At 63.4% G+C, this 25,392-nt stretch carries 22 protein-coding genes; 20 read left to right on the forward strand and 2 right to left on the reverse strand.

The window, feature by feature from the left end; translation table 11 throughout:
* Positions 1-201: 201 nt before the first annotated feature.
* Entirely contained in the window at positions 202-1,389 is a 1,188-nt protein-coding gene (locus C1X29_RS26740) for a type II secretion system F family protein (protein ID WP_007956102.1), read from the reverse strand.
* A gap of 14 nt (positions 1,390-1,403) precedes the next feature.
* The gene (gspG, locus tag C1X29_RS26745; protein WP_011333421.1) at positions 1,404-1,832 is read right to left on the reverse strand and encodes a type II secretion system major pseudopilin GspG; all 429 of its coding nucleotides are present in this window, start codon (positions 1,830-1,832) and stop codon (positions 1,404-1,406) included.
* 203 nt (positions 1,833-2,035) lie between these two features.
* On the opposite strand from gspG, the gene C1X29_RS26750 reads away from it, so the two are divergent.
* From C1X29_RS26750 to C1X29_RS26845, 20 genes are all read left to right on the forward strand, one after another.
* Entirely contained in the window at positions 2,036-2,647 is a 612-nt protein-coding gene (locus C1X29_RS26750; protein ID WP_064378899.1) for a lytic transglycosylase domain-containing protein, read from the forward strand.
* 201 nt (positions 2,648-2,848) lie between these two features.
* Complete coding sequence (mnxG, locus tag C1X29_RS26755) at positions 2,849-8,683, forward strand: manganese-oxidizing multicopper oxidase MnxG (RefSeq protein ID WP_102718809.1); 5,835 nt, start codon at positions 2,849-2,851, stop codon at positions 8,681-8,683.
* 178 nt (positions 8,684-8,861) lie between these two features.
* Positions 8,862-10,784 carry a beta-propeller fold lactonase family protein gene (locus C1X29_RS26760; RefSeq protein WP_102718810.1) on the forward strand — a complete coding sequence of 641 codons (1,923 nt, stop codon included), beginning with the start codon at positions 8,862-8,864 and terminating at the stop codon, positions 10,782-10,784.
* Between the two features lie 13 nt (positions 10,785-10,797).
* A complete protein-coding gene (locus C1X29_RS26765; RefSeq protein WP_064595146.1) occupies positions 10,798-11,448 on the forward strand; it encodes an SCO family protein in 651 nt (216 codons plus the stop codon).
* Positions 11,445-12,077 (forward strand): SCO family protein, encoded by a 633-nt coding sequence (locus C1X29_RS26770; RefSeq protein ID WP_102718811.1) that lies wholly within the window; start codon positions 11,445-11,447, stop codon positions 12,075-12,077. The genes C1X29_RS26765 and C1X29_RS26770 overlap by 4 nt, the downstream gene beginning before the upstream one ends.
* A 9-nt stretch (positions 12,078-12,086) precedes the next feature.
* Positions 12,087-13,637 (forward strand): ABC transporter substrate-binding protein, encoded by a 1,551-nt coding sequence (locus tag C1X29_RS26775; protein ID WP_102718812.1) that lies wholly within the window; start codon positions 12,087-12,089, stop codon positions 13,635-13,637.
* A 15-nt stretch (positions 13,638-13,652) separates the two neighbouring features.
* Positions 13,653-14,606: a peptidylprolyl isomerase gene (locus C1X29_RS26780; protein ID WP_102718813.1), complete on the forward strand. Its 954-nt coding sequence runs from the start codon at positions 13,653-13,655 to the stop codon at positions 14,604-14,606.
* A 236-nt stretch (positions 14,607-14,842) separates the two neighbouring features.
* A complete protein-coding gene (locus tag C1X29_RS26785) occupies positions 14,843-15,376 on the forward strand; it encodes a response regulator (RefSeq protein WP_085748467.1) in 534 nt (177 codons plus the stop codon).
* An 83-nt stretch (positions 15,377-15,459) separates the two neighbouring features.
* Entirely contained in the window at positions 15,460-17,181 is a 1,722-nt protein-coding gene (locus tag C1X29_RS26790; RefSeq protein WP_102718814.1) for a GspE/PulE family protein, read from the forward strand.
* Positions 17,162-17,965, forward strand: coding sequence for a hypothetical protein (locus C1X29_RS26795; protein WP_102718815.1), 804 nt, complete (start codon positions 17,162-17,164; stop codon positions 17,963-17,965). The genes C1X29_RS26790 and C1X29_RS26795 overlap by 20 nt, the downstream gene beginning before the upstream one ends.
* A 1-nt stretch (position 17,966) precedes the next feature.
* Positions 17,967-18,512 (forward strand): PilN domain-containing protein, encoded by a 546-nt coding sequence (locus C1X29_RS26800; protein WP_007956129.1) that lies wholly within the window; start codon positions 17,967-17,969, stop codon positions 18,510-18,512.
* Positions 18,499-19,047, forward strand: coding sequence for a GspMb/PilO family protein (locus tag C1X29_RS26805; protein ID WP_102718816.1), 549 nt, complete (start codon positions 18,499-18,501; stop codon positions 19,045-19,047). Before C1X29_RS26800 ends, C1X29_RS26805 begins: the two co-directional genes overlap by 14 nt.
* Positions 19,047-19,565: a hypothetical protein gene (locus tag C1X29_RS26810; RefSeq protein WP_102718817.1), complete on the forward strand. Its 519-nt coding sequence runs from the start codon at positions 19,047-19,049 to the stop codon at positions 19,563-19,565. Before C1X29_RS26805 ends, C1X29_RS26810 begins: the two co-directional genes overlap by 1 nt.
* The gene (locus tag C1X29_RS26815; protein ID WP_011333433.1) at positions 19,562-21,409 is read left to right on the forward strand and encodes a secretin N-terminal domain-containing protein; all 1,848 of its coding nucleotides are present in this window, start codon (positions 19,562-19,564) and stop codon (positions 21,407-21,409) included. Before C1X29_RS26810 ends, C1X29_RS26815 begins: the two co-directional genes overlap by 4 nt.
* 2 nt (positions 21,410-21,411) lie before the next feature.
* Complete coding sequence (locus C1X29_RS26820; RefSeq protein ID WP_039769040.1) at positions 21,412-21,885, forward strand: type II secretion system protein; 474 nt, start codon at positions 21,412-21,414, stop codon at positions 21,883-21,885.
* Between the two features lie 5 nt (positions 21,886-21,890).
* Entirely contained in the window at positions 21,891-22,265 is a 375-nt protein-coding gene (locus tag C1X29_RS26825) for a type II secretion system protein (RefSeq protein ID WP_011333435.1), read from the forward strand.
* On the forward strand, positions 22,240-22,779 hold the full coding sequence (locus C1X29_RS26830; RefSeq protein WP_007956138.1) for a type II secretion system protein: 540 nt from the start codon (positions 22,240-22,242) through the stop codon (positions 22,777-22,779). The genes C1X29_RS26825 and C1X29_RS26830 overlap by 26 nt, the downstream gene beginning before the upstream one ends.
* Complete coding sequence (csgE, locus tag C1X29_RS26835; RefSeq protein WP_085748464.1) at positions 22,776-23,168, forward strand: curli production assembly/transport protein CsgE; 393 nt, start codon at positions 22,776-22,778, stop codon at positions 23,166-23,168. Before C1X29_RS26830 ends, csgE begins: the two co-directional genes overlap by 4 nt.
* Positions 23,165-23,596 carry a curli assembly protein CsgF gene (locus C1X29_RS26840; protein WP_007956141.1) on the forward strand — a complete coding sequence of 144 codons (432 nt, stop codon included), beginning with the start codon at positions 23,165-23,167 and terminating at the stop codon, positions 23,594-23,596. Before csgE ends, C1X29_RS26840 begins: the two co-directional genes overlap by 4 nt.
* A 29-nt stretch (positions 23,597-23,625) precedes the next feature.
* Positions 23,626-24,486: a CsgG/HfaB family protein gene (locus C1X29_RS26845; protein WP_064378912.1), complete on the forward strand. Its 861-nt coding sequence runs from the start codon at positions 23,626-23,628 to the stop codon at positions 24,484-24,486.
* Positions 24,487-25,392 lie beyond the last annotated feature (906 nt).

The raw sequence follows: 25,392 nt of genomic DNA on the forward strand, positions 1-25,392 counted from the left end.
CCACCACTTCCCCCATCCTTGGCCTGAACACTCGACACCCCGGACAGGCTGTCCGGAATCAGTACGGTAGACGCCGACAGGACTGCGCCGATGGCCATTGCGAGCACGAGCTTTTGAATGTGCATATCGTTCTCCGTCTTTGTTGTCTTGATTGGGAACGTGGATGTGGCTTGTTGCGTGTGATCCGACCCGTTCCCGAGGTCAGTGGATACTCGAAGCCAGTTCGAAGATCGGGATGTACATCAGGATTACGATCACCCCGATCAACAGGCCGATGAAAGTCATGAGCAGCGGTTCGAACAACCTCACGAACCACTCGATCCAGCGGCTGATTTCCTCGTCGTAGAAATCGGCGCTGCGTTCCATCATTTGCCCGAGGTTGCCGGACTGCTCGCCAGCGCGCAGCAGGCGCAGGGACACGGGCGTCACCAGCCGGTTGAGCTCAAGGGCAGTGGACAACGATTGCCCCTCGCGCACCCGCTCGCAGGCCTGGTCCAGGCGTGCTCGCGAGGCCACGGTGAGCAGGCCGCGCACCATGCCCATGGCCGTCACCAGCGGAATCCCGCCTTGCAGCAGAATCCCCAGCGACCGGTAAAACCGCGCCAGCTCATACATGAAAATCCGCTGGTGCACGGCAGGCAGTTTCTCCACCAGCCGATCCAGCCCACGGCGAAACGCCGGTTGTTTCTGCAGCACGGCGAGGGCGATGACGATCGTCGCCAACAGGCCGAAAAACTCACCCTGATGCGCATGCAAAAACATGCCGCTGCTCATCAGGATCTGCGACAGCCACGGCAGGTTCGAGCCCAGCCCTTCGAACACCAGGCTGAAGCGCGGCACCACGTAACCCATCAGAAACAGCACCACGCCACCGCCGACCACCAGCAACAGCAGCGGGTAGATCGAGGCACTGACGATCTTCTGCCGCACCTCGTCCATGCGCTGGCGATAGCTCACGTAACGGCCCAGCGCATCGCCGACCGCCCCGGTCTTCTCGCTGGACTGTACCAGCGCCACGTACAACGGCGGGAACACCGCCGACAACTGGCCGAGCGCCTGGGAGAACGATTTGCCCTCGTACAGCAGCCGCACCAGCTCGCTCAAGGTTTTGCGGGCGGCGGGGGCGGTTTCTTTTTCGGCCAGGCTTTCCAGCGCATCGATCAGCGGCAGGCCGGCGTTGAGCAGGGTGGTCAGCTCCTGGCTGAACAGCACCAGGTTGAAGGTTTCACGCTTGCTCAGGCGCAACGAACGCCAGTGGCGCTCGGCATGCAGGCTGACCACGCGCAAGCCCTGATCCTCGGCGATACGCCGCGCCTCGCTCTGACCCGGCGCCTCGACGCTTAGCGACACCACCCCGGCCTTGCCCACTGCTTTGAGTTGAAATCGCATGCCGTGTGCTCCGCTTATTGCCAGTTGGTGACTTCGGCGTTTTCGCCTTCGCCGCCGGGCTGGCCGTCCTTGCCCATCGAGAGCAAGTCGTACTCGCTGTTTTCGCCGGGATAGCGGTAGGTGTAGTTACGCCCCCACGGATCCTGCGGCAGTTTTTTCTGCAAGTACGGGCCCGTCCATTTGGCTTCGTCGCTCGGTGCGGTCACCAGCGCCTGCAAGCCCTGTTCGGTGGACGGGTAGTGGCCGACCTCCAGCCGATAGAGATCCAGCGCCTTGCTCAGGCCTTCGATCTGCGCCTTGGCGACCTTCACTTCGGAACGCCCCAGCTGGGCGAAATATTTGGGCGCGACGATCCCGGCCAACAGGCCGAGCACCACCAGCACCACGAGCAATTCGAGCAGGGTGAAACCGCGTTGGGCGCGCGGACGAAATTGCAGCTTCATGATGACCTCCCGTGAGTGGCAGCCGTGTCGCCGAAAGGGCTTATGCAATTGCCATGCTCAGCCCCCGATAAATTCGGCTGTCCGGCTGGAACCCTTGTATTACGGGCTTTTCAAGAGTCGGCACAGTGCTTGCGTACGGCTGATCAACGACGGGTCAGTGGGGCATTTCCCCCAATTTTTCGGGGCCTGTCAGGGGAGGCCCAATGATCCATTCATTCACTGCAGGACTGCTCGGCTGCGTGCTGTCGGTCGGTGTCGCGCAAGCCGATGTCTTCGTTTCCATGGACGCCAAGGGCAGCTATGTGCTGTCGAACGTCCACCGTCCCGGACGCACTTACGAGCGGGTGATTCGTGAAGCCGATGCGCCGCTGGTCAGCCTTGACCAGCAACCGCAATTGATCGCCAACCAGCCCTACGCCGAGCTGGTGTCAGCGGCGGCCAGCGCCAATCACCTGCCCGAGGCTTTGCTGCACGCGGTGATCAAGTCCGAATCCAATTACAACCCCGGTGCCACCTCGCCCAAGGGCGCTGGCGGACTGATGCAATTGATGCCCGACACCGCCCGCGAGCTGGGGGTGAAAGACGTCTACGACCCCAAGGCCAACATCCAGGGTGGGGCCAAATACCTCAAGCGCCTGATGACCCTGTTCGACAACGACATTGCTCTGGCCGTAGCGGCTTACAACGCCGGGCCTGACGCGGTGCTCAGCCGCGGCCGGGTGATTCCGCCCTTCGCCGAAACCCAGCGCTATGTCCCGAGCGTGCTGCGTCAGTACCGGCGCTTGCAGGGGCTGGCGGTGGATGCACCGTTGTAAAGGATGTCCCCGGTTTCCCCACTTTCGGGGCAAACCCGAGGGCCCGGAAAAGTGGGGAAACGGGTGGGGAATATCCCCCGGATTCTCAAGTGACCTGTGTAACCGTTTGAGTTGGAAAGACATTTTTTGTGGCACGCGGATTGCTCCAAGGGGTTTATCGAGAATCGTTCCCTGTGAGCACCCACTACGAGGTTTCCGATCATGGTTGGCATTCACCACGCACCGCCCCTGTTGAACTGGCTGCTGTTGCTGGTCTCGATGCTCAGCGTCGAACTGGCCAGCGCCGCCGTGCGCTGCGAGCGCAATCTGGTGGCCAATGTAGTCGCCTTCGATCAACCGCTGATGTTCAACCGCCTCGGTGCGCAGAATGCCAACGGCATGATGTACGCCTTGCGCCGCGATGTGGTCGATGACCATGACGTCTCGCTGGCCTATGGCGGCAGCGCGGTGCCGGGCAAGGTCTCGCTGCGTGCCGACAAGCGTCCACGGCCGCTGGTGCTGCGGGTGGCCGCCGGTGATTGCCTGACGATCAACCTGCAGAACCTGCTCGACTACCAGGCCAACCCGAACAAGCATTTCGAAGGGCTTGAAGGCGAGGAGGGCACCGAGAACGTCAGTGGCGCCGATGCTTTCAAGGTCGACGAGCAGGTCGCCGACCGCCATGTCGGTTTCCAGGTCAACGGCCTGCAAGCGGTGAACAGCATCGACGACATTTCCTCCTACACCGGGCGTAATGCCAACACCCTGGTGCCGCCGGGCGCGAGCCGTTCCTACGTGTTGTACGCCGAGCGCGAAGGGGCGTTTGCCGTCAGCAGCCGTGGCGCGACATTCGGCGGGGAGGGCGCGGCCGGCAACACCGCCAATGGCCTGTTCGGCCAGGTCGTGGTGGTGCCGAAGTCGGGACGCACCTATCGCAACACCCTCACTGAAGAAGAAATGCGTCTGGCCACCACCGGCCGTACACCGGCCGGTCACCCCATCGTCGATTACCAGGCCCGCTACCCGCAGCGCGAACCGTGGTTGCGTGAAGGCAAGGCCGGCACGCCGATCATCAGCATGGTCGACGGCAACGAAATCATCTCCAGCGAAAGCGACGCCATCGTCATGGGCAGCAACGCCGATGGCAGTTTTGCGCCCAGCACCTATCCGCTGGAATCGGTAGGCAAACGCAACCCGGCGATCCCCAACCGCCTCGAGCCGTTTCGCGATTTCGCCTCGCAGTTCCAGGACGAAACCGCCGCTACCCAGGCATTCCCCGCCTACTGGGCCGACCCGGTCATGGCCCATGTGCTGGAGCCGACCCGCGACTCGTTCATGATCAACTACGGTTCCGGGGGCATGGGCGCTGAAGTGGTCGCCAACCGCCTCGGCGTGGGACCGATGCACGACTGCCTGTCGTGCGCCTACGAAGAATTCTTCCTCAGCTCGCACACTGTCGGCGACGTGGCGATGCTGGTGGATGTGCCGGCCAACACCGGGCTTGAGAACATCGCCCCCGGCCAGACACCGAGCGCCGATCAGGTCGGCGTCAAGGCCACCATGGCCCTGTATCCGTCGGAGCCGTCGAACGTCAACCACAGCTACATCGGTGACTTCGTCAAATTCCGCAATACCCACAACGGCCACGAGCAGCACATCTTTCACCTGCACGGCCATCAGTGGCTGTTCAACCCCAACGATGACAACTCCGATTACGTCGACGCTCAAGGCATCGGTCCGGGCGCCGGCTATACCTACGAAATCGCCAACGGTGGCTCCGGCAACCGCAACCGGGTGGCTGGCGATGCGATCTATCACTGCCACTTTTACCCGCATTTCGCCCAGGGCATGTGGTCGATGTGGCGGGTGCACGATGTGTTCGAAGAAGGCACCCGGCTGGAAGTCTCGCAACAGGGCGCCGATGGTTATCACAGCGAACCTTACGCCCTGCGCAGCGGTAAACCCGCCGCCGGTGCACGCGCCTTGCCGGATGGCGAGATCATTGCCGGCACGCCGATTCCGGCCGTGGTGCCGCTGCCTGGCAAAGCCATGGCGCCGATGCCGGGCAAAGTGGTGGTGGTGCCGAAAATCGGTGAAACCCTGGTCGCCGGCCACGATGACGACGATGAGGAAGAAGAGGGCGATGACGACGGCGAACACCATGGCGGTAACGGTGGATCGCAAGCCATTGGCTCGCTGGCGCTGGTCGATCGCAGCGAAGCCAACCGCAACGCCGACGGCAGCCTGAAAAACCCTGGCTATCCGTTCTGGATCGGCGGCATGGAAAGTTCGGTGGGTCAGCGTCCGCCAACCCCACCGCTGGACATGCTCGACGCCGCCACCGCGCAATCGTTGAAAGCCAGCGGCAAAGCGCTGTGGGCCAACCTCGACCCGAATCAGTCCGGCGGCTGGGACGGCGGCTTGCAGCGTCACACCCTCGATGGTGTATCAGCAGGAGGCGAAGCGCACACCGTGACCACCTCGCTGGACTTCTCCAAGGAAGTCACCCGCGCCAAACCGATTTACCTGCCCGAAGAGGGCACTGAAGTCGAACAGGCCGCGATGGCGTTCCACGCGAAAAAGGATCACCCAAGCTTTGCCTTGCTGCCCGGCAACCAGATCGTGGCCAAGGCCTTCCGCACCAACGGCGCCCTGCCGATGGCCGGCGCGCCGTACTACGAACCGTGCATGGACGACCGGCAAAAACGCCTGACCAGCAGCGCCGGCAGCGGTGAATTCGCCAGCGGCGATCGGCTGGACGGCATGTCCTTCGTCGGCGCCTCGACCTTCACCGCCGACCGGCCACGGATCTACAAGGCCGCCAACATCCAGTTCGACGCGGTCTACAACAAGGTCGGTTATCACTTCCCGCAAGCGCGGATTCTGGCGCTGTGGGAAGACGCCTGGCCGGTGATCACCAAACAGCGTCCGCCAGAGCCGCTGGTGATGCGCATGAACACCTTCGACTGCGTGCAATACCAGCAAACCAACCTGGTGCCCGCCACCTATGAGATGGATGACTATCAGGTGCGCACGCCGACCGACGTGATCGGCCAGCACATTCACTTGCCGAAGTGGGACCTGACGGCCGCCGACGGTTCCTCCAACGGCTGGAACTACGAGGACGGCGTGCTCTCCCCGGGTGCCGTTCAGGAACGCATTCACGCGATCCGTGAATTCAACCAGTGTGAGGGCACCGACCCGCGCGACGGCACCCAGGCGTGCCCGAAAGCCAAGGCGCATCCGTTCTTCGGTCAGTTCGGGCGCAGTGACTGGATGGGCGCACGCACGGCCATGCAACGCTGGTTCGTCGACCCGGTGGTCAACGCCAAGGGCGTGGATCGGGGCCTGGGCACCATCTTCACCCACGACCACCTCGGCCCATCGACTCACCAGCAGATCGGCCTGTATGCCACGGTGCTGGCGGAACCGGCCGGTTCCACCTGGTTCCACGCCGAAACCGGCGAGCCTCTGTACAGCGGCGTGCGCCAGGACGGTGGGCCGACCTCGTGGCAGGCGGTGATCAACACCGGCGACCTCGACGGCGACGGCAAGAACGACAGCTTCCGTGAGTTCTTCCTCGAATACAGCGACTTCCAGCATGCCTATGAAGCCGGTGTGTACGTGGGCGCCGGCCCCAACGGCGTGCCGAATCCGCAAGCGTTCCCGGCCACCGCCGACAGCTTCCGCTACGCGATCAACCCGCCGGTGCGCAACAACGCCAGCACCCTGCTCGAAGGCGTGCTGGAAGTGCAGGGCGGTCAGGTGCCGGGCTGCCCGAGCCGGCCATGCCCGCAAGCGATCTCCGTGGATGATCCGGGCATGTTCGTCGTCAACTATCGCAACGAGCCGCTGGCCCTGCGGGTCTACGATCCGAACAAGGTCGGCCCGGACGGCAAGCGCGGCATGCAGGCCGACGGCCTCGGCGGTGATCTGGCGTACGCCATGCAAAGCCGCACCGACCGCGCGATCCCGGCGATGAACCTGGCACCGAACCTGGTGACGGCCGCCACCGGCCCGACTGGCGGCACCACCCTGTTCCCGCCGCACATCAACAAGGGCGGCAGCGAGCCGGGCGACCCGTTCACCCCGATGCTGCGCACCTACACCGGCGACAACGTGCGTCTGCGGGTGCATGCCGGCGGCCACGAGGAAGAGCACAACGTCACCCTGCACGGCGTGAAGTGGCTGCAGAGCGGTTCCGGTTTCGGCAACAGCTCCAACTCCGGCTGGCGCGCCTCGCAGATGATCGGCATCTCCGAACAGATGGGCTTCATCGCACCGGTGTCGATGCTGTCCAGCTCTGCGGCGACCACCGGTGACTATCTGTACTCGATGGATGCTTCGATCGAAGGCTACTGGAGCGGGATCTGGGGCGTGATGCGCAACTACACGGCCAAACGCAATGACCTGTTCGCCATCCCCAACAACCCGAGTCCGGCGGGCATGCGCAACACCGTGGCGTTCGAAGGCAGTTGCCCACGGATCAGCGCCAACCCCAACGGCATCGGCACCCGGCCGACGGTGCAGCGCAACTATGAAGTGGTCGCGGCGCTGGCCAACGACATCCTCGGCAATTCGCTGGGCCTGAGCATCGGCGATTCGGCCGGGCTCGGTCAGCATGTCGGCGGGCCGCTGAATCCGGCGGGCGGCACCCTGGTGCTGAACTCGCGCACGGTGAGCATCCCGCAAGTGACCGTGACCGATCCGGAGGACGGCGAGACCATCACCATCGGTGGCCAGAGCGGGCCGCTGCATGATCCGACGGCGATCCTGTACGTGCGCAAATCCGACCTCGATCCGGTCAGCGGCAAGCTCAAACCCGGCATTCCGGTCGAACCGCTGGTGCTGCGCGCAGCGGCCGGGGACTGCATCAACATCACCCTGGAAAACCGTCTGCCGAGCGTGATGCCCGACCTGACTCAGACTGCCGTGATGCAGGGCATCGTCAAACGTGATCGCAACAGCGGCCTGGGCTCGACCACTTTCAGCAACAACCTGATGCGGCCGTCCAGCCACGTGGGTCTGCACGCGCAACTGCTGGCCTATGACATCACCAAGTCCGACGGTGCCAACGTCGGCGCCAACCCGATCCAGACCGTACCGCCACGGTTGGGCAGCAGCGGCGCCTACCCGACCCGTACCTATCAGTACTACGCCGGGCACCTGGAGCGTGAAGGCAAACCAGTCACGCAACTGGGGCGCAGTGTCGACAACATCAACGCCACGGCCGTGGAGTTCGGTGGCCTGAACTTCACCCCGGCAGATGTGATCAAGCAACCGCAAAAAGGCCTGGGTGGTGCGATGAGCATCCTGCCGATCGGCGCGACCTGGGTCGACGATGCGCGCAAGGTCAACGCCACGGTCACCGCACCGGGGCAGACGACTTACCGCGACTTCGCGATGGTCTGGCACAAGGCGCTGAACACCCGCTGGGCCAATGGCCGGCCGGTCGAAGGCATCGCTGCCGAGGGCTTCGGTGTACCGACCGATCCGCAGGACAACTCGAGCATGGCCATCAACTACAAGACCGAACCGCTGTGGTACCGCTTCGGCCTCGCCCCGGATGCGCCGTTCGGCCATGCCGATGGCGCGGGTTACGGCGACATGACCAACGCGCACATGGCCTACAGCAATGCGCTGGTGGGGGGCGATCCGCAGACGCCGGTGCTGTATGCCAAACCGGGTCAGCCGTTCCGTACGCACATTCTGATGCCGAGCGGCGGCAGCCGCGGCACGACGTTCCAGCTCGACGGACACGTCTGGTCGCTCAACCCGTTCCAGGCCGAGAAGAGCGATACCGGCGGCTACCCGATGGGCACGCCGGGCGTGGGTTCGGTGCGCTTCGGCTACAACCCGATGTCGATGTACATCGGCGCTCACGAAAGCATCCTTCCGGCGGCGCACTTCAGCTTCATGATCCCGAGCGCCGGGGGCAGCAACGCGATACCGGGGGACTACCTGTTCCGCGATTACGGCGCCTATGGCAACACCTCGGGGCTGTGGGGATTGCTGCGGGTGACCAATGAGCCGGAGCCGGCGCCGCCTGCTCAGTAGCTGGAATGCGATGGATCGGTGAGTGCAAAAACCTGTGGGAGCTGCGGTTCGACGTTTCGACTTGCCAGCGATTGGCAGCAACTCGGTTCTGGATGGTGTGGCTGAAGCCGCCATCGCTGGCAAGCCAGCTCCCACAGGGGACGGCGGTGTTTCGGAAAATGTGTCAGGGGAGAGCGACATGAACAGGATCATCAACATCATCGGCGTCTGCCTGTTGGCAATGGTCGGCGCGCTGCTCACGCTGAGCGAGATTGCCCTGGCGCAAACCGGCGCCGGGCAGGTGCTGACCCGCGACGGCGTGTCGATCGCCTTCGATCTGAAGCCGCTGGCCAGCGACGGTCAGTTGCGTGAGGGCGAGTTCGCCGACGTGCAGTTTCGCGTCACCGACGGTGCGTCCGGCCAGCCGTTGTCCGGTGTTGCGCCGGGGGCGTGGATCGATCCGCAAGCCGTCGCCGCCGATCAGGCCCAGGGCCGTGACCAGAGCTGCAAGTCGCGGGTCGGTATGTTCCTCAAATCCAACATCGGCGCGCGGCCGCTGCTCGACCTCAACAGCTATTTCCTGCTGGTGATGAACCGCGATGCCAGCGTTTCGGTGGTCGACCCGTCAGTGTCGGTGGGCGGCATCACCAGCACCTTGGCGCGGATCGAACTCAAGCAGTCGCCGATGGACTGGGTCACGCCCAAGGACAACAAAAAGGTCTTCGTGTCGATGCCGGCGGCGGGGGAAGTGGCGGTGATCGACAGCGAGCAATTCAAGGTGCTCGACTCGGTGGCCGCCGGCAGCCAACCGGTGCGGGTCGCGCTGCAACCGGACGAGCGTCTGCTGTGGGTCGGCAACAACGCGAGCAAGGCTGAAGAGTCCGGGGTCACGGTGATCGACACCCAGAGCCTCAAACCGCTGAAACACCTGGCGACCGGACGCGGCCACCATGAAATCACGTTCAGCAAGGACAGCCGTTTCGCCTTCGTCAGCAACCGCGACGACGGCACCCTCAGCGTCATCGAAGTCGCCAGCCTGAGCCTGGTGCAACAGGTCAAGACCGGCTCCAGCCCGTTGTCGGTGGCGTATTCGCCGTTGTCCGGCGCGGTGTACGTGGCCGATGGCAAGGACGGCACTGTCACCGTGATCGACAGCAACAGCCGCGCCGTACGCCGGGTGATCAAGCTGCAACAGGGCCTCGGCCCGATGGGCTTCAGCGCCGACGGCCGTTTTGGCGTGGTGCTGAACACGGTGGAAAACCGCGCCACAGTCATCGACGCGGCCAACGATTCGGCGATCCATGACCTGGAGGTTTCAGCCGAACCCTATCAAGTGGTGTTCACCCAGGCCTATGCCTACGTGCGCGGACTGGCCTCGCCGAAAGTCACCATGATCAACCTGTCTTCGCTGGGCGAAGGGCGTCAGCCGATTACTCAGGGTTTCGAAGCCGGGCCGCAGCCGCCACGGCTGGCCGGGGATCTGCCGCTGGCATCGAGCCTCGCGGTATCGCGCGATGACAACGCGGTGTTCGTGGTCAACCCGGTGGACAACACCACCTATTTCTACGCCGAAGGCATGAACGCGCCGATGTCCGGTTACCCCAACCGGGGGCAAATCGCCCGCGCCGCGCTGGTGATCGACCGCAGCCTGCGCGAAGTCTCGCCGGGACTCTACAGCGCTCGAGTGAAACTGCCGGCGGCGGGGCGCTTCGACGTGGCGTTCCTGCTCAACCAGCCGAACATCATTCATTGCTTCACCGCGCAGGTGGCGTCCGACGGCGCGCCGGAAAAACACTTGGGCGCGGCAAAAGTCGAGTTCCTGCTGGACAAGACCGCCGTGGCCCTCAACGACCCGTACGTGGTGCGCTTTCGCATTGTCCAGGGCAAACAGAAGATCCAGCGCAGCGGCGTGACCGACGTGCAGTTGCGCTACTTCCTCGCGCCGACCTCCCGGCCCCGTGAAGTGGCGGCGCTGGAAGTTGCCGACGGCGTGTACGAAGCACCGGTGACGCTTGATCGCAGCGGCGCCTGGTACCTGCACGTGCGCGCGGCCTCGCTGGGCGCCGGTTTCGACGACAAGACCTTTGCCAGTGTCCGGGTGCTGCCCGGCCAGACTCAGTGACGAGGAAACGACCATGAACCGATTTGCATCCCGTGGCCTGCTGACCCTGTGCCTGTTGGCCGTCGGTATCCAGCAGGCCAGCGCCCACTCGGCGGACGAGCATGCCGGGCACACCGCACCGGCCGCCAACAGCCAGGAGCACGCCCAGGTCAAGTTCGCCGATGTGCCACTGCTCGACCAGAACGGCAAGACCGTGCACCTGGAGCAGGATCTGGTGCACAACAAAATCGTCGTCATGAGTTTCATCTACACCAGCTGCACGACGGTGTGCCCGGTGGTCTCGTCGATCATGGGCAAGGTGCAGAAACAGCTCGGTGCCCGGGTTGGCACCGAGGTGCAACTGGTGTCGATCAGCATCGACCCGCAGCGCGACGACCCGAAACGTCTGCAGGATTACGCCCGCACCTTCCAGAAAGGCCCGGGCTGGAGCTGGCTCACCGGTTCGCCGCAATCGATCACCGCCACCCTCAAGGGCCTCGGCAGTTTCAGCGGCGACTTCAAGAATCACCAGCCGCTGATCCTCGTCGGTGACGGCAACAGCCGCCACTGGACGCGCTATTACGGCTTCACCGACCCGGCACTGCTGGCCAAGGAAGTCGAGAAACTCAGCGGCCTGCGCACCCACGCCAAACACACCGCGATTGCCATGGAGCAACAACCATGAGAACCCTGGACTGGATCACCCTGACGGTGTGTTTCTGGATTTTCAGCGCCATGGCCCTGGCCCACGAAGGCCACGAACAACCGGCACCGGCAACGACAACGACCAGCGCTGCGCCCGCACCGGTCAAAGGCACCCACGACGCGAAAACCTGGTTCACCGACACGCCGCTGCTGGATCAGAACGGCGACGTCCAGCGTTTCTACAGCGATGCGCTGCACAACCGCGTGGTGCTGCTCAACGTGATTTTCACCAGCTGCAATGACGCCTGCCCGCTGATCACCCGCAAGCTCAAGGAAGTCCGCGAGCTGCTGGGCGACAAGGCCGACGGCATCACCTTCATTTCCCTTACCAGTGATCCGCTGCGCGACACGCCGGCGGTGCTCAAGGCTTACACCTTGAAGCAGGGCGCCGATGACCCTCACTGGCTTTTCCTCACCGGCGACAAGGCGCAGATGGACCTGGTGCTGGGCCGCATCGGCCAGATCGTGCCGACGCCCGAGCAGCACTCGACCCAGTTGATCGTCGGCGATGTGGCCAACAAACGCTGGAGCAAAATCCGTCCCGACGCCCCGGCCGCCGCCATTGCCCAGCGCTTGCAGCTGCTGACAATGCCCGTGGCCAGCCGCTGAGTCCGCGCCATGAACCTCGGCCGCGTCCTCGCCCTGATCCTGCTCGCTGGCGTCAGCCTCGGCGCAGCCGCGTTGCCGCTGACCGATGAAGAAAGCGCCGGCAAGCGCCTGTACCGCGAAGGCCTGTCCGCCAGCGGCGAGCCGATCATGGCGCGGGTCGGCGCGGCGGATGTATTGCTGCCGGCCACCAGCCTGCCGTGCGCCAACTGCCACGGCGCCGATGGTCTCGGCCGACCCGAAGGCGGGGTGCGTCCGCCGCAGCTCAACTGGTCGCGGCTGACCAGCATCCACGGTCAACAACAGATCAATGGCCGCAACTACCCGGCCTACACCGACAGCAGTCTGGCGCGGGTGATCCAGCAGGGCCGCGACCCCGGCAACAATCGCCTCGACCCGAGCATGCCGCGCTTCCTGCTGTCGATGAAGGATCAGCGCAACCTCACCGCGTACCTCAAGCGTCTGGCCGATGACCGCGATCCGGGGCTCGATGACCAGACCTTGCACTTGGGCACCTTGCTGCCCAGCCAAGGGCCGCTGGCCGAGGAGGGCGCCACCATCGCGGCGGTGCTCAACGGCAGTGTGGCGCGGATCAATCAGGCCGGCGGCATTCATGGCCGGCAGTTGCGCCTGACCGTGGCCGATCCCGGCCCGGATCGCGCCAGCGCCGAACAGGCCCTGCAACGGCTGATCGAGGAAGAGCAAGTCTTTGCCCTGATAGCGCCGCTGGCCCCGGCGCTGGACAGCGAACTGGCGCCGCGTCTGGAACAGTCCGGCGTGCCGCTGATCGGGGCAATGTCGCTGCTCGGCCCGGTGCAGGCCAGCCCGCAGATTTTCGAACCGCTGCCGGGTCTGCGCGAGCAACTGATCGCACTGGCCGATTACGCCACCGCCAGTTTGCGAGTGCTGCAAGGGCCGACGTTGATTGCCTATCCCGATGACCCGGCGCAGGTGCTGGCGGCACAGGTCCTCGGCCAATATCTACAGGATCACGGCTGGGAAAAAGTCCATCTGCAGGCCTACGACCCGGCGGCGGACAGCTTGCCGCTGGGCTCGCGCTCAGTGTTCTACCTCGGTAGCGGCGGAGGTTTCAGTCGGCTGGCGGCCGGATTGCAGAATGCCGGGCAGGTGCCGTACCTGTTTGCTGCGTCGAGCCAGGTGGCGGGGGATCTGCTGCAAGTGCCGGAGGGTTTTTCCCGGCGGGTGTTTCTGGCGTATCCGTTCGTGCCCAGCGACTGGACCCAGGCCGGGCGCATGGCCCTGACGCTGTTGCGCGAGCATCAAGGCCTCGGCGCCCAGCACGCGGTGCTGCAAGTCGGCGCCTACGCCTCGATGCTGTTGTTCAGCGAAGGCATGAAGCAGGCCGGCCGCGACGCCAGCCGCGAAAAACTGGTGGCGGCGCTCGAAGGCCTGCACGACTTCGACACCGGCCTGACCCCGCGCCTGAGCTTCGGCCCCGGCCGACGATTGGGCCTGAGCGGGGCGCACGTGGTCACCGTTGACTTGCCCGACCAGCGTTTTTATCTGGTCGCTCCCTACAAACCGATTATTGCCACGCCCTGACCGGAGGCCCTGATCATGAAGCTCAAAACCCTGTGTTGGCTGCTGACAGGCTGGTTGTCGGTGGGAATGGCGAACAATGAACCGGTGGCTGCGCGGGTCAACGGCGAGGCGATTTCCGAGTTTCGCCTGGAACGTTTTTTTGCCGAGTACCTGGAAGATCAGGGCCGCGCCGTGGCGAGTATTCGCAACCCCAAGGCCTATAAGCAACTGCGTCAGGCCGCGCTGGACACGTTGATCGACAAGGAACTGCTCTGGCAGGAATCGCGCAAGCGCGGGGTGAAGATCGATGAGCAAGCCGTGCGCGAACAGGTCGAACAGACCCGCACCGCCATCGGCGGCACCGAGAAATTCCTCCAGCGTTTGCAGGACGCCGGTTTCGATGAGGCCTCGTTCACCGAGTACACCCACCGCGAACTGGCGGCGCAGCGGATGTTTGCCGAACTGACTAAAGTCCAGGCCCCGGACGAGCAAACGGTGCGGGCGTTTTTTGAGGAACACCGCGCTGAAATGGGCGCGCCGGAGCAGGTGCAGGCCCGGCACATTCTGATCAAGGTTGCCGGCGATGCCGATGCCGCCACGGTTGAAGCGGCACGACTACGCTTGATGCAGATGCGTGCCGCTATCGCAGGGGGGCAAACCTTTGCTAGCGTCGCGCAATCGGGATCGGAAGATGTCACCGCCAGCCAGGGCGGGGACCTGGGGTATTTCGCCCGTGGGCAGATGGTGCCGGCCTTCGAAACGGCGGCGTTTGCCCTCAAGCCTGGTGAAGTCAGCGAAGCGGTGCGCACACCGTTCGGCTGGCATTTGATCTTTGTCGAGAACCACAAGGAGGCGGCCGATGTCCCAGAGGAGCAAGGGCTGGAAACAGTCAGGGCGTACCTCGCCCGACAGCAACAGACCCAGGCTCGTCGTCAGGTGCTCGCGCAATTACGGGCAGAGAACAGGATCGAACGAATTGACGACGACTGAAGGTTCCCCCCCAATAGTGGGGAATGGCTTCGATGCCCATTCAGGTGCTTCCCCGTTTCTGGGGAACGGGGTACCGGGACGAGCGGGCATTTCCATTCAATTCAAGGACATGAAGACAAAAAATTACCGGCATTCAGCCTGGCATGAAGTGTGCGTTACCTCTTGTGAGGCGCACTCCAGCAGGTTCGGGTCATTGAATTTCAATTGCCGGCACTTGAGGTTTCAGGGAGTCCACCTTGGTTAACAAAGTACTGGTTGTCGAAGACGAACAGCTGCTTGCACAGAACCTTCAGGATTATCTGTCGGCGCAAGGGCTGGAAGTCCGGATTGCACATGACGGCGCAGAGGGAATCGGCCAGGCCGAGACTTTCGCCCCCGACGTGCTGGTGTTCGATTACCGCTTGCCCGATATGGAAGGGTTCGAGGTGCTCGACGCGGTCCGCCAGAACAGGACGTGTCATTTCGTGCTGATAACGGGTCACCCGACCGCTGAAGTCTGTGAGCGGGCGCGGCAACTGGGGGTCAGTCACATCCTGTTCAAACCGTTTCCTTTGGCGGAACTTGCCCGAGCTGTCTGCGACCTTCTGGGGATCCAGCGCGAAGCGAAACCCGGTGCGAGCCCATCCGAAGGCTTTGTCGAACGACGCCAGAGCAGGACCGAGAGCTTCCCGTTGCAGTTGTACGATGGCAGTTGGGTGCTGGCGGACCGCCGACGAAACCGGTCGGAGGTCATGGCACCGGACGACGATCAAATGCTCACCGGGGAGTAATGGCGCGATAGACGTTCCGGCACTCGCCGAATTCGCCTCCCGCGCCGTCAGGGCCTCAAGCCCCGGGTGTTGGAGAGCAAGCCATGGATCGTCTGTCCGTTGTCGTCGAACCGCTGTCGGTCAATCCTCCGCTGGAGGCCCAGACCCCGCCACGCTTTTCCAGTGAGCAACTGGCCCAGGCCCGGGCACGGGCCAGCTCTTCCGGGGAACGGGTGCTCGATGCGCTGGCCGTGCTCTGCGAACTGGCGCCGATGCCGTTCATTGCCAGCCTCGGCGCCACCCTGCATTACCCGGTGCTCGACACCGACACGCTGTTTCTGGCGACCCCGGTGTTCGATCGGGTCACTCTCGCGCAATGCCTCAAACGTGAATTCATCCTGCTGCGCCACAACGACGAAGTCATCGGTGTGTTCGCCGACCCCTTCGACACGTCGCGCCTGGCCTGGATCGACGAATGCCTGCACGGCGCGCCGCTGTACCTGGTGCACGCCGACGACCTCAAGGCCTATCTGGCCCGCCACGAAGAAAGCTTCCACGCCGTCGAATCGCTCAACGCCCAGGCCGACGCCGGCAGCGAGACCGACACCCTGCAAAGCCTGTCGCTGACCAGCATCAGCGAAGACTCGAGCGTGGTGGTGAAACTGGTCAACTCGACCCTGTACGACGCGCTGAAAATGCACGCCAGCGATATCCACCTCGGCACCACCGGCCAGGGCCTGGTGATCAAGTACCGGATCGACGGCGTGCTGAACAACATCGGCAAGATCCAGGGCAGCGAGTTCGCCGAGCAGGTGATCTCGCGGGTCAAGGTCATGGCCGAGCTGGACATCGGCGAAAAACGCGTACCGCAGGACGGTCGCTTCAAGATCGGCATCAGCGGCCGGCAGATCGACTTCCGGGTGTCGATCATGCCGAGCATCTTCGGCGAAGACGCGGTGCTGCGGGTGCTGGACAAACAGGATCTGGCCGACAAGGTCTGCGGCGTGCAACTGCAAGCGCTGGGCTTTGAAGACGAAACCCTGCGCCAACTGCGTCGTCTGGCTGCCGAACCCTACGGCATGGTGCTGGTGACCGGCCCCACCGGCAGCGGCAAGACCACCACGCTGTACGCGATGATCACCGAGATCAACCACGGCGTGGACAAGATCATCACCATCGAAGACCCGGTGGAATATCAGCTGCCGGGCGTGCTGCAAATCCCGGTCAACGAGAAAAAAGGCCTGACCTTCGCCCGTGGCCTGCGCTCGATCCTGCGTCACGACCCGGACAAGATCATGGTCGGCGAGATCCGCGACCCGGACACCGCGCAGATCGCCGTGCAATCGGCGCTCACCGGTCACCTGGTGTTCACCACCATCCACGCCAACAACGTGTTCGACGTGATCGGTCGTTTTACCCAGATGGAAATCGACCCCTACAGCCTGGTCTCGGCGCTCAACGCGATTCTCGCCCAGCGCCTGATCCGGCTGGTGTGCAGCAGTTGCAGCACGCCGGTCAACCCGAGCGATGAAGAGCTGCGCGCTTCGGGCCTCGACCCACAGAAAGTCGATCACTACCACTTCGTCCACGGCAAGGGCTGCGGCCACTGCCGGGGCAGCGGCTATCGCGGCCGCACGGCGATTGCCGAGCTGCTGCACCTGGACGACGAGCTGCGGCAAATGATCGTCGAGCGCCAACCCATCACCCAGATCAAAGCCCTGGCCTGCGCCCGTGGTTTGCGCCTGTTGCGCGAATCGGCGCTGGAGCTGGTGGAGCACGGTCGGACCACGCTGGAGGAGATCAATCGTGTCACTTTTATCGCGTGATCAATTTATCGCCGTGCTCGGCGCCAGCGGTGTCGGCCTCGGCCAGCGCCGGGGCAGCGACACCCTGTGGCTGGGCAGCGTCGGCTACATCGACGAAGGCTTTCAGAGCTACGCGGTGGCGCTGGACACCCTCGACCGTCTGCTCGGCGAACACACCCGTGCCGGTGCCGAGCTGAGCGTGGTGATCTCCGGCCACTTCAGCCGTTTCTGCCTGGTGCCGTGGAGCGAGCAGATCAGCAGCCCTGACGAACTGCGCGGCTTCGCCCAACTGTGCTTCGAAGACCTGTTCGGCGCACCGACCCAACCGTGGAGCCTGGTGCTGTCGGCCGAGCCGGCCGGGCATGACCGGATCGCCAGTGCCTTGCCGCAGGATTTGCTGGAACGCCTGCGCACGCTGGTTACGGGGCGCGGTCTGCGCCTGCGTTCGGTGCAGCCGTACCTGATGACTGCGTTCAACCGCTTCGACAAAAGCCTCGATGCCGGCGACTTCCTGTTCATCGTCGCCGAACCGCAACGCAGCGTGTTGCTGCTGGCAAGGGAAGGGCGCTGGTCGTCGGTGCGTTCGGTGGGCGGCAGCGACAGCGATGCGGCACTCAGCGCGTTGATCGGTCGCGAACGGCAACTGCAAGCCTCCACCAGCGAACGCGCCTTCAACGTTTATCTGCACGCCCCGGCGCGCCTCGATGCGCAACCGGAGGTGGCGGGGGTGCACCTGCGCACCCTCGAAGACAACTCGATGACCGTGCGTGACGCCTTGTACGTCATGTCCCGGGCGGTGGCCTGACATGCGCGCCTTGAACCTCGACTTCCAGCCTCGTCCGCGTTCCGGCCCGTTGGGCTGGAGCCTGCTCGGCGGCGGTGTGTTGCTCGCGCTGGTGTGCTTCGGCGTGCAGCAGCACCTCGGCGATCAGGCCGAACAACAACAAGGTCACTTGCAACACACCCAGCGCCAGCTCACCGGCGACAGCGGCAGCAAGACAACACTGAGCCCGGCGGAAACCCGCGAACAGGCGCAGAACCTCGCCGAAATGCGCAAGGTCTCGCAGCAACTGCGCCGGCCCTGGGAACGCCTGTTCGCCATGCTCGAAGCCATGCCGCGCGACGACATCGCCTTGCTGACCCTGACCCCGGATGCCCGCAAGGGCCAAGTGCGGATCAGCGCCGAGGCGCGGGATCTGCAAGCGATGCTGGATTTCCACAAACGGCTGGAGGCCAGTGACGAGCTGTCCGACGTGTCGCTGCTGAGCCACGAAATCGTCGTCAAATCGCCGGAGCAACCGGTGCAATTCAACCTGTCGGCGACCTGGGAGATAGGCGATGCGAATCCCTAGACTGATCGTTCACGAATACCTGCAAGGCCTCGGTGTTCCGGGCCTGGCCGGTCTGGCGCTGCTGCTGGTCACGCTGGCGTGGACACTCGGCGGTTTGCTGCCGGGCTGGCAATCGCTGCAACAGCTCAGCCAGCAAACCCAGGAAACCACCGAATACCTGGCCAAGGTCGAGGACGGCAGCATCGCGCCGCCGGTGATGCCGCAACGTCAGCTGGATGATTTCCGTAACAAGCTGCCGGCCCAGCCGCAGGCCACCGTCGCCATCGACCGCATCTACGCGCTGGCCGCGCAGGAACACATCACCCTGGCGCGCGGCGAATACGCCCTCGGCGTCGATCCCAAGACCCATCTGGCGCGCTACCAGATCCTGTTGCCGGTGCGCGGCAGCTACCCGCAATTGCGCCGCTTCTTGCACGCCTTGCTCGGCCAGTTGCCGGCGGTGGTGGTGGAAGACGTCGAGTTTCAACGCAAGAAGATTGCCGACACCGACCTCAGCGGCCGGATCCGTATGACCCTCTACCTGTCGAGGTCGTGATGGACACCAAACGCATAACCGGCTGGGTGGCGTTCTTCGGCGTGGCGGCGGCACTGGCCTGGTTGCCGGAATATTTCTCGCCGAGCGACGAGGCGGATTCGACCGAAGTCGCCGTGGCCAGCCCGGTCAAAGCCAGCGCCCGTGGCGCCTTGCCCGCCAGCAGCGCCAAGGCGAATGCAGCGCCGATCAAGGACCTGAGCCCGGCCGGCGACCTGTTTGCGAGCAAATCCTGGAAGGCCGCGCCGACTCTGGCGACGGTCACCGAACAAGCGATCAACCCGACCCCGGTGGTGCAAGCCCCGAGCCTGCCACCGGTGCCGTTTCAGTTCGTCGGCAGGCTGCATGACCGCAGCGACCTGCAGGTGTTCTTGCAGGACGGCGAGAAAATCTACGTCGTGCGCAGCGGGGATGTGATCGACGACACCTGGAAGATTGCGGCGATTTCCGATGTGGAACTGAGCCTGGTCTACCTGCCTTTGCATTTGTCGCAGACCTTGTCTGTGGGGAGTACGCAATGAACAGATCCCGTTTGCTGATGAGCCTCGGCCTGTGTGCCGGGCTGGCCGCGTGCAGTTCCGCGCAGGTCGCCAACAAGGAAGCCGCCGACCTGATCGATCAGGGGCAGTACGAGGCGGGCCTGGCCCGGATCGAGGAAGGCTTGCGGGAAAATCCGCGCGACACCGAGCTGCACCTGCTGCTCAACAGCGGTCGCGCCAAAGCCATCACCGCGCTGCTGACCTCCGGTGACACCGACCGCGCCCGCCGCGATTTCGCCTCGGCCCGCACCGCCTACAGCCGGGTGCTGACCATCGAACCGAACAACCGCCGCGCCCAGGATGCCCTGCGCCAGCTCGACTACCTGCGCAGCATGGACGAGAAACTCGAACTGGCCCGTGGCGACCTGCGTCGGGGCGACATCTACGGCGCCGACCGCCAGGTCAAACAGATCCTCGAACTTGACCCGAAAAACGACGGCGCGCTGGAGCTGCAAGGCAACATCCGTCTGGTGCAGAGCCGCAACGTGATCCAGTACCCGCAACTGCGCACCCGGCTCGACCGCCCGGTGACCCTGGAATTTCGCGACGCCAACCTCAAGACCATCTTCGAAGTGCTGTCGCAGGTCGCCGGCCTGAATTTCATCTTCGACAAGGACCTGCGTCCGGACATGAAAGCCACGATCTTCGTGCGTGACGTGCGCATCGAAGACGCCGTGCAACTGCTGCTGCAACAGAACCAACTGCACCAGAAAGTGGTGAACGAAAACACCTTGCTGATCTTTCCGGACTCGCCGCAAAAGTTGAAGGATTATCAGGAGCTGGTGATGCGCACCTTCTACCTGACCAGCATCGACGCCAACACCGCGCTGAACATGATCAAGACCATGCTCAAGACCCGCGATGTGTTCGTCGACGAACGCCTGAACACCCTGACCATGCGCGACACCGAAGACGCCGTGCGCATGGCCGAAAAACTCCTGCAATCGCAAGACCAGTCCAACCCCGAAGTGGTGCTGGAAGTGGAAGTGATGGAAGTCGCCACCCAGCGCATTCTCGACTTGGGTCTGCAATGGCCGAACACCTTCGGCGTGGTCAACAGCGACGGTTCGGCGGTGACCATTCTTGATCAACTGAAAGGCATCAACTCCAGCCGGATTTCGATCTCGCCGTCGCCGCAAGCCAAGATCAACGCCCAAGACAACGACATCAACACCCTGGCCAGCCCGGTGATCCGAGTCAGCAACCGCGAACAGGCGCGCATCCACATCGGTCAGCGGGTGCCGATCATCAGCGCCACGTCGGTGCCGTCGACCCAGGGCCCGGTGATCACCGAAAGCGTCACCTACCTCGACGTCGGTCTGAAGCTCGAAGTGCAACCGACCGTGCACCTGAACAACGAAGTGGCGATCAAGATTGCCCTGGAAGTGAGTAACGCCACGCCGCTGGAGCCGACCCGCCAAGGGACGATCCCGGTGCAGGTCGATACCCGTAACGCCCAGACTTCCCTGCGCCTGCATGACGGCGAAACCCAGATCCTCGCCGGCCTGATGCGCAACGACCACGGCGCCACCGGCAACAAGATTCCGGGCCTCGGCGACATTCCGGGTCTGGGCCGGTTGTTCGGTAGCAACAAGGACACCATCGGCAAATCGGAACTGGTGCTCTCGATCACCCCACGGATCGTGCGCAACCTGCCGTACCAGAGCCCGTCGGACATGGAATTCCCCACCGGCACCGAAACCAGCATGCACATCCAGGCGCCGGATCGCTCGCAAAGCTACTCGATGCCAGCGCCTGCCGCGCAGCCTCGTGCAGTCGGTGAAGCGGCCGTGGCCACCACCCGTGTAACCGTCGAGAAGCCTTGATCATGAACGCCTCCCAACGCGGTTTTACCTTGATCGAAGTCGTGGTGACGCTGGCCCTGATCGGCCTGCTGGCCGGCATGGCCGCGCCGCTGACCGAGACCCTGGTACGGCGTGGCAAGGAGCAGGAACTGCGCACCGCGCTGTATCAGATTCGCGATGGCATCGACGCCTACAAGCGTGCCTTCGATGCCGGCTACATCGAGAAATCCCTGAACAGCAGCGGCTATCCGCCGAACCTGAAAGTGCTGGTCGAAGGCGTGCGCGACGTGCGCAGTGCCAAGGGTGCGAAGTTCTATTTTCTGCGCCGGATACCGCGGGATCCGCTGGTGCCGGCCAAACGTGACGACAACGGCGGTTGGGGCCTGCGGGCCTACAACAGTTCGGCCCAGAACCCGCGCGATGGCGAGGACGTGTTCGACGTCTACTCCCTCGCCCGGGGCCATGGCCTCAACGGCATCGCTTACCGCGAGTGGTGATTCTCATGCGCCGGGAAAAGGGGTTTACCTTGCTCGAGCTGATGGTGGTGATGGCGATCATCGCGACCCTGATGACCATCGCCTTGCCACGCTACTTCAACAGCCTCGAGGCCTCGAAAGAGACCACGTTGCACCAGAGCCTGTCGGCCATGCGCGAGGCGCTGGATCACTACTACGGCGACACCGGGCGCTATCCCGATTCCATCGAACAACTGGTGGAGATGCGTTACCTGCGCAACGCGCCGCTGGACCCGATCACCGAACGCAATGACCAATGGGTGCTGATCGCACCGCCGGACGGTGTGGCGGGCGGCGTCGCCGACATCAAGAGCGGAGCTACCGGGAGGGCGCGTGATGGCAGCCAGTATTCCGAGTGGTAAGCACGTGGAGCAGGGTGGGTTCACCTACCTGGGCGTGCTGTTCCTGATCGTGATCATGGGCATGGGCCTGGCCAGTGCCGGCGAGTTGTGGTCGACCGTGTCGCGCCGCGATCGCGAGAAACAACTGCTGTGGGTCGGCACCCAGTACGCCCAGGCGCTGCGCAGCTACTACCGCAGTTCGCCTGGCCTGGCGCAGTACCCGAAAGAGCTGGTCGACCTGTTGCAGGACGAACGTTTTCCGGAAGCCCGCCACCATCTGCGCCAGCTCTACCCGGACCCGATCGGCGGCGGCGAATGGGCCCTGCAGCGGGGTTTCGACGGACGCATTACCGGCATCAACAGTGCCTCCACCGAGGTGCCGTTGAAGCAGGCGGACTTCCCGTCGCAGTGGTCGGATTTCGAAGGCATGCAGCGTTATTCGGACTGGCAGTTCGTGGCCGAGAAAGCCTTTCTTGATGGCACCAACGGCCCTGCAAAAGGCCAGTCAGCGCTGCCGCAGGCGTTGCAGCCATGAGCCGGAAATGGTGGTGCGCGTTGATCCTCACGGCTGTGGCGTCTTTCGCCAGCGCCGGCGAGGAAGACGAAATGATGGGCTTCATCGTCGACGACACGATCTCGCACATCGGCCACGACTTTTACTACTCGTTCAGCGAGCGCCTGCGCGACACCAGCCGCATGGATTTCAACCTGGTGGTGCGCGAGCGCCCCGACGCGCGCTGGGGGAGCCTTGTGACCGTCGAGTATCAACAACGCCTGGTGTATCGGCGCTTCCTGCCGCCGAACACCGTGGAACTGAAGGACGAGGCCTACGAGGCCGCCGACTCGGTTCGACTGGAGGTCGTCCGGCGCAAGCTGGAAGCCTTGTTGCAGGACACCACCGACCTTGAGAAGGACGAACTATGAACACGACAACGTTCTCACGGCGCAGCGGATTCTGGATCTCGGGGTTGTTGATCGGGCTTGCCAGCGCCGCTGCCGTCCAGGCCACCGAACTGGTCTACACGCCGGTCAACCCGTCGTTCGGCGGCAACCCGCTCAACGGCACCTGGCTGCTCAACAACGCCCAGGCGCAAAACGACCACGACGATCCGGATCTCAAGAAACGCTCGACGGTGGCCGGCACTTCGGCGCTCGAACGCTTCACCAGTCAATTGCAGTCACGGTTGCTGGGGCAACTGCTGGACAACATCTCCACCGGCAACACGGGGAGCCTGTCCACCGACGCTTTTATCGTCAACGTCGTTGATGACTCGGGGGCACTGACGATTGAAGTGACCGACCGAGCGAGCGGCGAAGTTTCCGAAATTCAGGTGAACGGCCTCAACCCATGACGGGATGACGGTTCCGGGGAGTGATGGACATGAAAAAAATAATTGCGCTAGGGCTGATGTTGGCAGCATTACAAGGGTGCAGTCTGCGCGAGCCGATGCCGGCCGAGCAGGACACCGATACCCCGACCCTGACCCCCAGGGCCTCCACTTATTACGACTTGCTGAAAATGCCGCGCCCCAAGGGCCGGCTGATGGCGGTGGTGTACGGCTTCCGTGACCAGACCGGGCAGTACAAACCGACCCCGGCCAGTTCGTTTTCCACCAGCGTCACCCAGGGCGCGGCGTCGATGTTGATGGACGCGATGCAGGCCAGCGGCTGGTTTGTGGTGCTCGAACGGGAAGGGCTGCAGAACCTGCTGACTGAACGCAAGATCATTCGCGCTTCGCAGAAGAAACCGAATACGCCGGTGAACATTCAGGGCGAGCTGCCACCGTTGCAGGCGGCGAACATGATGCTCGAGGGCGGGATCATCGCTTATGACACCAACGTGCGCAGCGGTGGGGAAGGGGCGCGGTATCTGGGGATTGATCTGTCCCGTGAGTATCGGGTGGATCAGGTGACTGTGAATTTGCGGGCGGTGGATGTGCGTAGCGGGCAGGTGTTGGCGAATGTGATGACCAGCAAGACGATTTATTCGGTGGCGCGCAGTGCGGGGATTTTCAAGTTTATCGAGTTCAAGAAGTTGCTTGAGGCTGAGGTCGGGTATACGACCAATGAGCCGGCGCAGTTGTGTGTGTTGTCGGCGATTGAGGCGGCGGTGGGGCATATGGTGGCGCAGGGGATTGAGCGGCGGTTGTGGCAGGTGGCGGGGGATGCTTCTACGCCTTCGCAGGATGATGTTTTGAATCGGTACCTGACTCAGAACAAGATTGATCCGGATGCGGAGTGAACGTGGCGGCCTTCGGGCCGACCAGGTTCTTGTTGGGTTGGGTGAATATCCGTTTCTTCGGGTGTTGCCGCTGGCGGTTCCGCTCTTACAGCGGCTCACTTTTTCAAACGCCAAAAAGTAAGCAAAAGGCTTGGCCCCGGCGTTCGGCCCCTCGCTGGGGCTCGGGGTTCCTTCGCTCCGGGATTCATCCGGGGGCATCGCCTCCGGTTTGCTTCGCTGCACCTCCTCTCGATGTGTTTGGCTTCGCCAAACGGTCGCTTCGCTCCCACCCCCGGATGAATCCCTCCACTCAGCCTTCCGAAGGGGCCGGCACGTCAAAAGCTTTACTCGAGCTAACGCTCATTGTTTGGTTTGGTGAGGGTGCAAGACTGGGTTTCATCGTTTGGTTTTGGTGAGGCCGCCAGATTGTATAGATAGGTGTGTTTTGATTTTTTTGTTTTGAAAGCTTGAGTTCAACTCGATGGTTCAGGTCGATGTAACTCGAATGAACAACTCGATCGGCTCCCTCTCCCCCCGGGAGAGGGCTGGGGTGAGGGCCAGCGTCCTGAAGTCTGTTTAAAAACGTGTCTGAATACACCGAACCTTCCCACAAGGTTTTCAGGTTGTCCGTCGGAAGCGCGGGCTCTAGCCTGTTTCGGTCGCTGCCAATTCAGCGATCGGGATTGGAAACCCCGACTAGAACCGAGCGCACAAGCGCTTTTCATAACGTATGCTTGCGCACCTTGAAAAGTGTGCACTCCGTTATGGCGGCTGTGCGCGGGAGACCTTCGGGTCAACCGGGTTCTCCGTTCCCCGGGTTTCCAGCCTGCGTACAGCTGCCACCCCTTCGTTCGGAAACCGAATGGGCCAGCTTCATTTCAGGATCGGAGATTCACCATGTTCAAACCAACACCCAACCCACCCGAA

Origin of the sequence: Pseudomonas sp. GW456-12-10-14-LB2, from assembly GCF_002884345.1 — a bacterium.
Lineage (GTDB): Bacteria > Pseudomonadota > Gammaproteobacteria > Pseudomonadales > Pseudomonadaceae > Aquipseudomonas > Aquipseudomonas paraglycinae.